General features: G+C 64.2%; 12 protein-coding genes and 1 pseudogene. 4 read left to right on the forward strand and 9 right to left on the reverse strand.

Going from position 1 to position 12,722, the window contains the following annotated elements; genetic code table 11:
- The first annotated feature begins 152 nt into the window (after positions 1–152).
- Positions 153–911 carry a GntR family transcriptional regulator gene (locus tag ACIBK5_RS24355; RefSeq protein ID WP_399022364.1) on the forward strand — a complete coding sequence of 253 codons (759 nt, stop codon included), beginning with the start codon at positions 153–155 and terminating at the stop codon, positions 909–911.
- 40 nt (positions 912–951) lie between these two features.
- Complete coding sequence (locus tag ACIBK5_RS24360; RefSeq protein WP_399022365.1) at positions 952–1,545, forward strand: GNAT family N-acetyltransferase; 594 nt, start codon at positions 952–954, stop codon at positions 1,543–1,545.
- 237 nt (positions 1,546–1,782) lie between these two features.
- Here ACIBK5_RS24360 and ACIBK5_RS24365 read toward each other — a convergent pair whose 3' ends face one another.
- A complete protein-coding gene (locus tag ACIBK5_RS24365) occupies positions 1,783–1,995 on the reverse strand; it encodes a hypothetical protein (protein ID WP_399022367.1) in 213 nt (70 codons plus the stop codon).
- 386 nt (positions 1,996–2,381) lie between these two features.
- On the opposite strand from ACIBK5_RS24365, the gene ACIBK5_RS24370 reads away from it, so the two are divergent.
- Positions 2,382–2,891, forward strand: coding sequence for a hypothetical protein (locus ACIBK5_RS24370; RefSeq protein ID WP_399022369.1), 510 nt, complete (start codon positions 2,382–2,384; stop codon positions 2,889–2,891).
- A 661-nt stretch (positions 2,892–3,552) separates the two neighbouring features.
- Here ACIBK5_RS24370 and ACIBK5_RS24375 read toward each other — a convergent pair.
- From ACIBK5_RS24375 to ACIBK5_RS24405, 7 genes are all read right to left on the reverse strand, one after another.
- Positions 3,553–4,923 carry a hypothetical protein gene (locus ACIBK5_RS24375; protein ID WP_399022371.1) on the reverse strand — a complete coding sequence of 457 codons (1,371 nt, stop codon included), beginning with the start codon at positions 4,921–4,923 and terminating at the stop codon, positions 3,553–3,555.
- A gap of 174 nt (positions 4,924–5,097) precedes the next feature.
- Positions 5,098–6,351, reverse strand: a complete 1,254-nt coding sequence (gene xerC / locus ACIBK5_RS24380) for a tyrosine recombinase XerC (RefSeq protein ID WP_399022373.1) — start codon at positions 6,349–6,351, stop codon at positions 5,098–5,100.
- Complete coding sequence (locus ACIBK5_RS24385) at positions 6,351–6,533, reverse strand: helix-turn-helix domain-containing protein (RefSeq protein ID WP_019324615.1); 183 nt, start codon at positions 6,531–6,533, stop codon at positions 6,351–6,353. The genes xerC and ACIBK5_RS24385 overlap by 1 nt, the downstream gene beginning before the upstream one ends.
- Positions 6,530–7,984 carry a replication initiator gene (locus tag ACIBK5_RS24390; protein WP_399022375.1) on the reverse strand — a complete coding sequence of 485 codons (1,455 nt, stop codon included), beginning with the start codon at positions 7,982–7,984 and terminating at the stop codon, positions 6,530–6,532. The genes ACIBK5_RS24385 and ACIBK5_RS24390 overlap by 4 nt, the downstream gene beginning before the upstream one ends.
- Before the next feature lie 146 nt (positions 7,985–8,130).
- Positions 8,131–8,664 (reverse strand): hypothetical protein, encoded by a 534-nt coding sequence (locus tag ACIBK5_RS24395; protein ID WP_399022377.1) that lies wholly within the window; start codon positions 8,662–8,664, stop codon positions 8,131–8,133.
- Positions 8,616–8,894, reverse strand: coding sequence for a competence protein CoiA family protein (locus tag ACIBK5_RS24400; protein ID WP_399022379.1), 279 nt, complete (start codon positions 8,892–8,894; stop codon positions 8,616–8,618). Before ACIBK5_RS24400 ends, ACIBK5_RS24395 begins: the two co-directional genes overlap by 49 nt.
- A gap of 39 nt (positions 8,895–8,933) precedes the next feature.
- Positions 8,934–10,727: a hypothetical protein gene (locus tag ACIBK5_RS24405; protein ID WP_399022381.1), complete on the reverse strand. Its 1,794-nt coding sequence runs from the start codon at positions 10,725–10,727 to the stop codon at positions 8,934–8,936.
- Positions 10,728–10,850: 123 nt separating this feature from the next.
- On the opposite strand from ACIBK5_RS24405, the pseudogene ACIBK5_RS24410 reads away from it, so the two are divergent.
- Positions 10,851–11,040, forward strand: a pseudogene (locus ACIBK5_RS24410) (helix-turn-helix domain-containing protein); the annotation flags it as partial.
- A gap of 746 nt (positions 11,041–11,786) precedes the next feature.
- Here ACIBK5_RS24410 and ACIBK5_RS24415 read toward each other — a convergent pair.
- The gene (locus ACIBK5_RS24415; protein WP_399022383.1) at positions 11,787–12,497 is read right to left on the reverse strand and encodes a hypothetical protein; all 711 of its coding nucleotides are present in this window, start codon (positions 12,495–12,497) and stop codon (positions 11,787–11,789) included.
- Positions 12,498–12,722 lie beyond the last annotated feature (225 nt).

Raw genomic sequence — 12,722 nt, forward strand, 5'->3', positions numbered from 1 at the left:
GGCAGAGCCGTACGTGACACCCCGTCCGCCTTGTCTGGAGGAGTGCCGCTGAGCAAGAGATTGCACGAGTCCTGCTTGGAGAGTCAAGCCCCCTGGTCTAACTTGTACGGAGGAGTCGGAGCAGAGGAGATGCATCGCCAGTGCGACGCGGTATGACGAAGGCGCAGGAAATCGCCTATGACCTGCGCGAACAGATCCAGTCCGGCCAACTGGCGGGGGGTGAGGCACTCCCCAGCGAATCGAAGATGATGAGCCAGTACGGGTACAGCCGCGAGACCATCCGCGCCGGCGTCCGCGTCTTGATCGAGGAAGGCCTAGTCGTCACCGGACAGGGTCAGGGGAAGTACGTCCGCGAGGACTATCCGCCGGTCGTATGGAACTGGACGACGTTGGAAAGCCGGAGCCGCCACGCCACGGCGGTAGAGGGGCGAACCGCCGGTGACCAGTGGGCCAGCGCCGTTTCCGAGGACGGCAACGCCCCCCGCCAAGACATCACGGTGTCGATTGTGGAGCCGCCGGCCCACGTCCGCGAGTGCCTGGAACTCCCCCCGGACGGTCTCGCCGTTGCGCGCAAGCGCGTCCGGTACATAGACAACCGGCCCTATGCCCTCGCCGACTCGTACTTTCCTCAAGATCTTGTGAGCGGCACGCCGTTGATGGAGCCGCGCGACGTCTCCGCACCCGGCGGCGTGCTGGCCTCCGTCGGGCTTGTGCAGGCCAAGTACCGGGATGAGATTTCCGTCCGCATGCCGACTCGCCAGGAGGCCGAACTACTTGCTCTTCCTGCGGCAACACCCATCGCAGAGCACACCCGAACCGGCTACGACGCGGACGGCCGTCCCCTCCGCTGCATGGTCACCATCCTTCCCGGAGACAGGCACAAGATCCTTTATGAAGTCAGCACGGACTGAGTACCTCCGCCCTGCCGCAGCGGAGGACGTACCCGCCCTCATGGCCCTGCGCGCTGAGGCCGAAGGGTGGCTGCGGACCAAGGGCACTGACCAGTGGAGCGACCCGGAGACCGGCGAACGTGCCATCTCCAAATGGCGCGCGAGCATAGATGAGGGGCGCGCATGGGTCGTTGTTGGCGAGCGCGACGAAGTGCTCGCCACTGTCAGCCGTGGTCCCGTCGACCGGGACTTCTGGACCGATGCCGACCGCCCCGAAACAGCGCTCTACCTCTACAAGCTGATCGTTGCCCGTGCAGCGTCGGGACGACAGCTCGGTACGCGGCTCATCGACTGGATGTCCCGCCTTGCTGCCCTTGAAGGACGAACCTGGGTGCGCATCGACACTTGGCGGACGAACACCGGGCTGCACGACTACTACGAACGGCTGGGGTTCCAGCACGTCCGCACTGAGGCCCCGTCCCACAGGCGCTCCGGGTGGCTCGCCCAACGTCGGGCCGGTGAGGTGGCGTTGCCCGATGATCTCTTGCCGGTGGGACCCGACGGTGATGCGACGGCGGTTGTCGAAGTGCCACACCAGCGGATGGACGCAGCCTCTACTGGCGGTCTGACCAGCGGGGACGGAACGGCTCCCTGACATCAACAGCCACGCAGGGATAAGACTGCGATCCGCGCTAGGCACATGTACGACGGTGACCGCCTGGTCCAACTTGCCGACTTGTAGGTCACCGTCCACCGGCCCAGCCGCGGTTGGTTTCTGCGCTACAGCCCGTCCATCAGTTGATCGCTTGGGCATACCGATGACCTGCACGGAGGAGTGCGGGTCATCGTAGTCTCCTGCGACGATTTCGCTTTCGCTGGCTTCCACCATCGGTCACGGCATGCTTAGCACAGTGATCATGGCGATCGACAGCGTCATGAAGGCAACGAAGACCCCGCCACCGTAGAGAATGGCGTCCACAACCGACTTGCCAGTGAAGCAGACCAGGATGCCTGCCACGAGCGCGATAACCATCGATACTGACGCAGCAATGATCAGGTACAGCGCCCTGAGGCTGGTACTCGATGGCGTCGACTGGCTGTTCAACGATCGGTCCCCTTCCAGGTTAGGGAAGGGTGGTTGGACCGAAAAAGACAAAACTCAGCCCAACCACCCATGTATGGGTGTTTGGCCTGAGATCTGTGACGCTCAGTCTCGAAGCAGTGGTCTAGCGACGGTGGGGGCGTTGGCCGCCTAAGGGGCCCCGCTTCTTCCGGTCCGTACAGCGCCCGTCGCGTCGTCGGGCATCTGATGAGGCGATGTTAGCAGGCGGCACTGACACCCAACGAGCATGCCGCATGCGATGGCTGGGGCCGGCTGTCATGGTCGACACTCGGCCGTGCAATGCACCGCGTTGACGCCTTCAGACTCCCGCCAGATCTTCCCGGCCATGGCGCTAGACTCGGCCGCGCAGAGTCTGAGGGGAGGTGACCGTGAGTCACGAAGAGCTGCCTGAAAGACGACACGCGCTGATCATTGCGCCGGGCTCTTACAGGCACGCAACTAAGTTCGTCCGGGCCCTAGAGGCTGGGACTGAAGACCTCGACTTCCTGATCAACATGTCTGCGGGGTCCGGCAAGTCCTTTAACTACGCTCTTCTGGACTTCGCCCAATACAAAGTTCGCAACAGGCTCCTCGCTGCTGGTGAAGAGCTAAGGAATGCTGCCACGCAAGGCGAAAAACGCGCTGCGGTGCGCGAATATCTCGCCGCTTTGGCAGACCTAATCTTGTGTCTGCTGCGCTTTTTGGTGAGCGCTGTGTGGCTTCTGCTTTCGCTCTTGATGAGTCATGCTGATGCAGGCTTGGCGGTCTTTTGGAAGCCCCCGCCAATCGATGCAGCACCGCAGATTGCACCGCGTGGCCCCAACTCCCCCTTCCCCGTGCTTACTTACCGGGGCGGGCATCACCGCAGCGCGCTAGGGAGCGCCGTACTAGCTGCCTGATCTACCCGCCGACCGCTTCCAGGTCGGAAGGTTCAACATCGTGTTCCAGCTTCCGGACGGTACCCCGTGGGGTGCCGTACTGCTTCTCGGCTTTTTTGGGCTGCTCGTCTTCGGGATCCGGACTGTTGCGCGGGCTGTGTGGCCTCAGAAGTCCGAGCACAGGAAAGAGCTGCTGCAAGAATGGCAGCGGCAACGTGCTCGCCGTCGGCGCGAGATCGACAGGCGGAGGCGACAGCGTCGTGACCAGTGACGACGGACGACAGCCTGACATCAACGCCTGACATCAACAGCCGCGTACACGGGCACACAGCGATGGACCAACATCGGCTTAGGGCTGTGGATTGACGCCGCTGTTCGGCTGGTTGGCGCCTCGCGGTTCATGGGTGAACGCGCCTACGGATCAGAAGGTTGCAGGTTCGAATCCTGCCGAGTGCACAGCAGACCAGAGGCCCTGTGGAGTGATACACAGGGCCTCTGACGTATGTCTTGACGGCGGCGGTTGACGGCAACCGCTGCGAAGGACGGACACAAGGCCGGCGGTCAGGGTCGGCGATGCGTGTTTCAGCTCAACTGCCATGGTGCCGTGCCGCTGCGTCGGGAGGGTGAAGGAGGCAGCCAGGAAGACTGCCTCGAAGGCAGACGGCGTCGGCGTGCTGGCCAGCTAGCCGACGGCATTCAGGATGGTAGCCAAAGACATGGCGACGGTTCCGGTAGGGACGGTCTCCACCCCGTAGTCCTCATCGGGCACGAACTTGGCAGATACTTTGCCCCGGGCATTGAGCGGGGCAACGAACGCGTACATGTCCGGCTCCTCGCCAAGGTTGCGGATGGCGAAGACGTAGCGCTTTTTGCGCGTCACGTTGATGATGTTGTTGTTGTGAGTCAGCTCTCCCAGGTGCAAGACGTAGTCACCACAGTCCTTCGGCGGACACTCGATGATGTCGGTCTCCCCCTTCACCCAGGAGTACCAGGGGTAGCCGAACATGTCGTCTACCTCGCCCCGGTCCTTCCTGAGCACCGTGACGGCCCCGTAGATCTCCAGGCTCTCGTGGTCGGTCCCCTTGGGTACTTGCACCACCACGTCCTTGGCCTGTCCTGTCCCTGGGTAGAAGTAGTCTCCCGCATCGATGATCAGCCCAGTCGTGATCAAGCGTTTTTCAGGCGAACTGGCATATAGCTCACTATCCGCGTACCCCTCCACGTCCTCCCTGACCCCAACCAGCCCCTTCTCGCCGGTCTCGGGATCCGAGCTCACACCGTGCACCCGGAACACGCTGCCGAGGATCGTGACGGGCACTTTTCCGGTGTTCTGCAGGGAGAACGTCACCGGAACGTGGATCACCTGATCCGCGAGGTCCATCTGCGGCTTGCCGAACTTGGCGCTGAGTGTGATTTGTGGGCTCGTCGCGTACGGCTGATACGCAGCCGAGTATGCGAAGTTCGCGCCGGCGATCAGTGAGGTCGCCAGCACGCCCGCAGTGACCTGTCTGGGGTGCGGGGTGCCCCGCCAGGCCTTCTCCCGGACGACGATCCAGGTCGCCCACAGGGACCACAACGTCAGCGACACGTAATTGAAGGCCCAGCGCGTGAACTCCCTCTCTTGGAGCCAAAGGGCCACGAGCATGGAGTGGACGAGCAGTGCGATGAGAACGCCGACCAGGATCATCAGTCCGGAGTACCGTGCCGTCCGCTTGCCCCAATAGTCCTGCACAGCACCGGTCGCCAAGAGCTGGGCAACACCCGCAAGGAAGAGAAGAAAGCCGCTTACTTGTGACGCGAAGGTCAGGGCTCCGAAGGCATCCTCGCTGCCGATGAAAACGAGGAAGATCGCCGACCAGGCCAATCCCGCAGCCATAAATACGGCGGTCGCGTGTCTCTTGCGCGTCTTGTCCGGCCAGCTGTCGCTACCCACCTTGCGCCACGAGATGAGCGCACGATCCGTGAGGTCCACGTCCCCCGGGAAGCCCTTGCGGATAAGGACCTTCCGAAGATCGTGCAGCGACCAGGCCGCCCCGACCACTTCGCCATCCACACGGACCTGCCGCAGACCACGGCTGTCTGGGGGTTCTACGATCACCCTGGACCTGTGCATGGCTCCAGACTCCGGCGCGCCGGACAGGCCCGCCTGCCCGGATACGCCGACCGGCGGGTGCCAGCCGTGTGCCCTTAAGTATTCATCATCCGACGTTCGACTGCCGCAGCATTATCAATGCCCGTCCGGATGGTTGCTGTCATCCCGCAAAGCGTCCCCGACGCGGTTGAAGGCGGACCGCTGGGAGTCGAGCCGTACGAAGGTGTAGATGTCCATGGTCACGCGGATGGAGCTGTGGCCGAGGACTTCCATGATCATGCGGGCGTCGGCACCCTGTTCGTGGAGCAGCGAGGCGCAGGTGTGGCGCAGGTCATGGAAGCGGACCCTGCGGACGCCGGCGCGAAAACACAGGGCCTCGAAGGAGCGGTTCAGGTTGCGGGGCTCGATGGGCGTCCCGTTCTTCGTGGTGAAGACGAGGCCGTGGCCCGTCCCCTTCCAGTTGGCACCTGCTGCCTTCCGGTCGGCGATTTGCTGGGCACGCTGAGCGCGGAGCGCCGTCACGCACTCGGATGGCAGGGCCACGCGACGGGCCGAGCGCTGCGTCTTCGGCGCCACGATCAGCAGTTCGCCGCCGACCCGCTGTAGGGCCTGCCGGACCGTGAGGACGCCTTCGTGAAGGTCGACGTCTGACCAGCGCAGTCCGAGCAGCTCACCGCGCCGCAGGCCGATGCGGACCGCCAGCTCGTACGCGGCCCGCAGTCGGTTGTCTCGGGCCGCCGTCAGGAGCTGACGCCCTTCTTTGACCGTGAGCGGTTCTATCTCTCGCTTCGTTCCCATGCTCAGCTCCACGTTCCGGGCCACGTTGCGGGGCAGCTCGTCCTCACGTACGGCGTGCTGGAGGGCGGCCCGCAGGATCACCAGCAGGAAGCGCACGGTCCGGTCCGAGGGGAGCTTCGTGCAGCACTTGCCGAGGGCGCAGCAACGTCGCTTGTGCTCGGGCCGGTTCTTGTCCTTGCCCTGCGCGCAGCACTGGCAGGTCGCCGCCGTCTTTGTCAGGAAGGCCCGGATGTCGCGGGCGGTAAGCCGGGCCAGCTTCTTCCTGCCGAACTCGGACGTGACGTAGTTGCGGACGAGCGATTCGTAGTTGACGTACGTGGTCCTGCGGACCTTGCCCTGGGCGACGTTAGTGAGCCAGTACGTCAGGTACTCGGCGATGGTCATCTTGCTGGTGGAGACCGGCAGACCGTTGTGGGAGTCGGCCTTGAGCTTGGTCAGCTTCTCGTGCGCCTCGTCCCAGGTCTTGCCGTAGACGCTCCGCCGCTTGTATGTGCCGTCCGTCGTCAGGACGTAGGCACTGCCCTCCCAGCGGCCGTCCTTGCGCTGGTAGATGGTGCCCTCGTTGTTGGCGTTCTTCTTCGGCTTGGCCATCAGGCGGCTTCCTGCTCGGTTCGGAGGGATACGTAGGCGTCCAAGGCGGCTTCGCTGATGCGGCGGCAACGGCCGATCTTGAAGGAGGCGAGTTCGCGGGAGCGGATTAGGTCGTGGACCTTCCAGCGGCTGATCCCGAGACGCTCGGCGACTTGGTCCACGGTGAGTACGGCCGTCGTCATGCGGGCAGCAGTCCTTCCTGCTTGAGGCGTTGGGTGTGGGCTATGTCTTGGCGTACCTGGGCGGCTAGGAGTTCCTCGCCGGGGCGGTAGCCGCTACTGAGGTAGGTCCACGAGGAGGCGGTGACGAGGGTGGTCTCGTCGGTGGTGGGGAGGCCGGCGCGGGCGGCTCCGGCCTGGGCGAGGCGCCAGGCGCGGCGTACGTCGCGGAGGGCGCCGAGGGTGGTGGAGTAGGCGCGGGACTTGCTGGAGAAGTGGCCTCGGAAGCCGAGCATGTGGGCCCACTTCCAGAGCTTGAGGTCGGCGAACTCAGGTAGGTTCCCGAGGTCCCAGGCGGTGCGGATCATCTGCCGTACGTGCCGTTGCACCGGCAGGGCCTTGATGGGTTCGGCCTGCCCGGTGCCTTCGCAGTCGTCGCACAGGTCGCGGAAGCCATCGGGACCTCGTACGTAGCCGCGTCCCTGGCAAGGACGGCACATGAGGGTGCGGTCTACGGTGCCCGCGCCTTCGGCGTTCTTGGTGGCGTACTTGGCGACGTATCCGGCGACCTTGGCGTCGGTGAGCTCGCCGTCGCCCAAGGCGGAGATCTGGTCGACCTTGAACCGGTCGCCCCACTTGATCACGCGCTCACCGATGGCGTCGGACTCGACGGTGAGCCGAGCCCGCTCGACCGCCAGGTCCACCGCGACCTGGAGGGCGTCGAAGGTGGCCCAGGACGGAGGCGGTGTGGTGTGGCCGTCGGGTCCGTCGAAGCGGATCACGGCGTGGAAGTGGACCAGGCCGCGCTTCTGGTACTCGGCGACTTTGGCGAAGGAGACGCGGAGAGCGGAGCTCAGTGCCTTCTGCGTCATGCCGAGGTGTTCGGCCAGGGCGCGGCGCAGGTACGTAGTGAAGCGCCCCCACAGCTGCCCGGCGTGGGCGTTCCAGAGCACGGCGCCGGAGTAGTCGTAGGTGGCTGGGTCGAGCGGTGTGCCCAACGCCGGGTCGTCCTCGGCATGGTGGGCGCCGCAGCCGCAGGGGCGGGTCTTGCCCGCGCTGTCGGTCTTGCGGTTGTGGACGGGGCCGAAGGAGGGGGCGGTGAGGGTGACGAAGGCGCGGGGGTGGTCGCGGACGGTCTCAGCGACGTTCTTGCCGCCGGACAGTCCGGCCTTGATCAGGTGGTAGGTGTCGGCGGCGTAGACGCGGGAGCAGGCGGGGCAGCGGGAGGCGCGGCGGTTGCCGCAGGTGGTCAGGAGGCGCCCGGAGGGCTCGTCTTCGGAGCGGTAGGAGCGGACTACTTCCTTGGTCGTCGAGTCGGTGGTGACCGTCCAGCCGTGGAGGTTGACGGGGCTGGTGCAGCCGCGCAGGTTGCGAACCTGTTCGGTGACGCGGTCGAAGTTGTGAGTGTTGGCCAGCTCGATCAGGTCCCGCAGGCCGGGGCTGACGACGTGCCGCAGGTCGAGGGGGCGGTGCATGAGTGCCGGGGGTCCTTTCTGGCGCGAGAGTGGGGCCTGCGGGCAGCAGCGATGAACGCTCGGGCGGCTGCCCGCAGACATGACGGGTCGGGCCCAGGGGCGGGCGACGGTGGGAGGTGCCGGAAAGGCCGGCGGGGGGCGCGGCCCTACAGGGCGGCGTGGAGGGCGGTGGCCATGGGCAGGCCGATGCCGAGTCGCGTCTTCAGCTGGGCCGGAGTAATCGCTGTTCCGTGCTCGGCGAGGTGGGACGCGGCAATGGAGCGCGCTTCGGTCAGCAGCGGCTCAGGCACCTTGAGCGCGGGCAGGGTGGGAGCCGGGGTGACGCGCGGAGCTACCGGGGCCGGGGTCGGGACTGAGTCCGGCGCGACGGGCGGGGCCGGATCGGTGAGCTGTGCGGCAGCGGGGGCATGGGGCAGGGTCGTTTCGGGCGCCGGTTTGGTCTCTTCTGCTTCGGGGGCCGGGTCGGCGGGGCGGGTGACGGTGTGGAAGGCGCGCAGGAGTTGCGGGCCGACCGCGCCCCAGCCGAGCAGGAGCAGGGGAGCCACGGCGTCCACGGCTGCCCGGCTGTAGTGTCCGGCGGCGATGGGTTCGGCGACGTTGAGGGCCAGCGTCAGCAGCCCGGAGAAGTGCATCAGCCGGGTGGCGCTGCCGGGTGGGGCACTTCGATGCGGGCGCCCCATCCCAGCACCTTGAACTGCTCGGCCAGGACCTGCTTGGCCAGGAGGTGCCTCCAGCTCTCCGGTTCTGCTCCGGGGCAGTCGGAGTTCGGGGCGTGAGCGAAGTGGGCGGCGACCTTGCGCCCGCGTTTCAGGATGACCTGTGACTCGCACATCGGGCACAGGTAGGTTGCTGTGGGCAAGTCGCGTGAGGCCTCGATATGTGATCCGTCATCATGAGCTGCGATCAGCATCTTTTCTCCAGGGAATGTGAAGCGACGTCTGACCAGCGGTTACTTGACCCTCGCTGCCGCAACCTCATAGGCGGCGCGCAGCATGTCCTGCTGCTCCGCGTCCAAGCTGCGTGGCCGTCGGTTGCTGTGCCCAATGCCGAAGAAGGCGAGAGGGCCGTAGAAGGGCCCGTCGAAGCACTCCATCAGCCTGAGCATCTGATCAGCGACTGGATTGGCGTTCTCCTCGGAGGCGGGCACCAGCTCGGCGATGTAGGCGTGGACGCGGGCCTGATCGGGGAGCACAACGCGGTCGACGTAGCCCGAGCCGGCGAGGCTGACCTTGTCTCGCATCTTGTCGGGCGGTTCGGTGTGGAACTCCAGACTTCCGTCAGGAGTGACCAGGCCGTAGGTGATGGGCAGGTCTGTGCTTTCCCGCGCGGCGCCAGAACGCAGCCTCTGTAGGAAGTCGGCCGCATCAAGGGCTTCATCGCTGCCGGAGGCTGGGATGTCCTCCTGGTCGTAGTCGAGATCCTCGATGTCCTGGCTGACGACCTGCTGCCGCAGGGCACGGAACCGGCTCAGCGCACCCAGTTCGGCTTCCTGCTGCTGGAGCAGTCGTAGGGCCGTGGAGTGGATGGCGGGCCGCAGCACCCAGTTGGGCAGCTCGTATTCGTCGATGCGGCGGTCCCTGGCGTAGCCGATACGGCGTTCCAGGTTTGTGACGGACGCGGCGGACACGCTGCCCGGCTTCAAGCCTGGGGTTCGCTGCCCCCATGCGACGGAGCCAGCGGCGGAGCTCCATGCGACAGCGACGAGCTGTCCGAGCGTGAAGCCTTCCTCGCGGGCGCTCAGGAACGTCTCGTAGGCGTCGGGGAGCCGGTGCTCGGGGATGGGTTCCTCGTTGTACTTCCGGGTGAGGAGGCCCTCGAGGTAGTCGACGGCCATGCCAGCCTCGAGCTTGTAGATCTGCTTATGCAGATCATCAGGCCGGTCCCACAGCATGTCGTGCAGGAGCGCGATCAGTTCACGACGCCCTGCCGGGTCGCTCAAGGGAGGGGCCAGCTTCCAGGGAACCTGGGTGATGTACACCCCGCGGGCGGTGTCGTCCTCGTTGAAGGTGAAGTTGCTGGTGGTGGCTGGCGTGGTGGGGCAGATCCACCGGTCCTGGTGGAGGGTCCGGATGACCTCATTGTCCGTGTCGGCGGACGCGGTGAGCGTGTAGTTCAGGTTGCTCAGCGGGCCGATCGACTCCGCCTGCTTGCGCTGCATGATGTCCACCATGGCCAGCAGGGTGAGGGCGCCGACCAGGTCTGGGAGGCTACTCGGGGCATCCCGGTCGGCCTGCTCTCGAAGCCAGACGCCAGCCGCTTCGACCTGCCGCGCAGTCCGTTCGCGCTCCTCCTCGGATGCGCGTTCGGCTTCCCTGGCTCGTTCTGCGGCTTCTGCGTCCCGGCACGTCTGGCACTTGACCGGCGACACGGTCTCCTCGTGAGGGAAGACGTCTGGGAACCACAGACGGGTCGCGGTCACGTCGGAGCGGCTGTACACGCTGCGCGGGCCAGCGCAGTCGGGGCAGATGACCGTGAGCAGGTCGGCGTGGCAGGAGGCTTTCACTGTGCGCAGGACTTGCGCGTTGGGGCCGATGTCGGAGACTTTACGTGTCCAGGTGCCGGGCTCGGTGAACGCCCAGTAGTCCAGGCAAATCTGCTTGTCCTGGCCGGAGACGTCCTCGTGGAAGACCACCTCGACGAGCGGCGTGGCCGCGCTCGGGATGAAATGGCGCTGCACGGTCGGTGTCTGCTGCTTGGTGGTCTTGTTCTGCTGGCGTTGGCGTCGCCGCTGACGCTTCCCCATGGCGTCCCCTCCCCGGTGAACTGCCAGAGTATCGGGGGCCGATGACAATCTAGGTGACACCAGCGGGCCCCGGATGTGGGCGTGGCGGGCCGAAGGGACGGGGCCCAGCTCTGCGCAGTGTCGACGAAGGACTTGCTCCCCCGTAGCGAGGACGCGACGCCGGAGATCACGTCGACTGCCATCATGGGCGCGAACGGCGGACTACTTCGGGCTGACCATCGAGGACCTGTGAGGCGGATCGCGCCCCCGCTAGCTCGTCACGGCCCGGCAGATCGCCATGTACCTGTGCCGTGAGCTGACGGACCTGTCGCTGCTGCCAGCACTTCTTTAGGCGAGCTGCCTGATCCCGAATTCTGATGGCAGAGTCCGCAATCGCAACCTGTTTCGCGCGCGTGCGGCTACAAGCCCATTAGCTTGTTCCGGTTGAAAGTGCAGTCATCTTGTCCGCATATCGCAGCATCGAACTGACTGTCCCCGTCGCTAGCGAGATAAATGCATTAGCGCCGGGGAACGAATAGGCCTCAACGTACACGAAGCCCCGAACGCCACCAGCGATGATCTCATGGGGCGCATATACGAAGAAGCTCTTCGAATCTCCTCGCGTATCGGAACTCTTGTACTGCTCGCGAAGCGCATTGAGTCTACGCTTCCCTTGTCGCGCAGCGTCTTCCGCATTTCTGTAAACTTCAATATGTGCACTCGGAGTAGGTGTGGGGCCGTACTCTTGCTCTCCAGGAACATACTGTAAATCGATTGCCACGGCGTCGATTCGAGGCGAGCTGTCCGCGATCTGAACGTCTTTGATTCCCTTTGCCTCAAGCGGCCTGGGTAGAGGCTCCAAGAATGGGCCTTTGCGTATAAGGTCGGCGAGATAGGAAATGTTTACTCGTGAGGTAGAGCTACTCTCGCTACGTGTCACATTCCCATTGTCGATATCCGTTCCGCAGATCGACCCAGTGCAATTACTGCTAGTGCAGCCACTCAGGAGTGCCGTTACCAGCGCCAGGGCTGTTACTGCACGACATGCAATCGACCTCGACCTCGACCGCCTGACGTAACTCATGTACCTACTCCCGGCGGTGAGCTCTTACTGGAGGCCTTCTCCAGTCGAGACACAATCTCGTGTGGTGTGCCATGACCTGGGAGCAAGGGGAATTGATCCGGGTCAAAAACTGGTGAAGCCTTTCCGTAAAGGTTGATGGTTTTCCCCGCGCGGAAGCGACTCAGCTCCCGCCACGGACTGACCGTAGGATTCGGTATGTCAGGGTAATAGCTTACTGCCGGCACACGTAAGTGCCCATCAGTACCATTCCAGTTGATCATTGGTTCTTCCCCGTTTCCGGCCCACTTGCTATTGCAAGCGGGCCCGACACCCCAGACCTCTCCCACGCCGTCATCAACTCCACCGGGTGTAGAGAACTCAATGAATTCGCCGGGATTCGAAGCGGGAATGTTGTAGCTGGCCCGTTTAGGTAGATCCTTGGACATCTCGGAAAAGCGAGTTGAGTTGAGTACTGCGGTTTCACCTTGGCGGGGTAAGGCCAGTCGCGCCTTTGGATCGCAGGACTGAATTATCATAACGACAACGGTCCCAGCCTTGTTCGCTCCCACTTGAACGTAGAAACTGCCAACTCTGTAGATCCTCGCTGTGAGCTCTCGAACCTTTCCGCCCTCTCCTGCGTAGAAGAAGTCCTCACTGTCGCCCGCGTAAGTAGAGACTCTATTCTCTCTGCCAAGAGTCCTCTCGAAAAGATCGACATCGAGTCCCACATCAAGATCTTTTATCCGTTCTGCAGCGGACTGTAAGGGTGAGGCGGATCCTGGCCTGTCGACGCTGTTATCTTTGTTGTGATCCCCGCAGATGGAATCATTGCAAGTATTGTCTGTGCAGCCAGTTACACTGAACGCAAAAGCAAGCAGGAACAACGAAGTGAGACGGCGCATCGTGCTTCACCTGCTGGGTTCCGTAGTGCCTACGGTATTGCCGACGTTCTT

It is taken from the genome of Streptomyces sp. NPDC050546 (assembly GCF_044457425.1).
Lineage (GTDB): Bacteria > Actinomycetota > Actinomycetes > Streptomycetales > Streptomycetaceae > Streptomyces.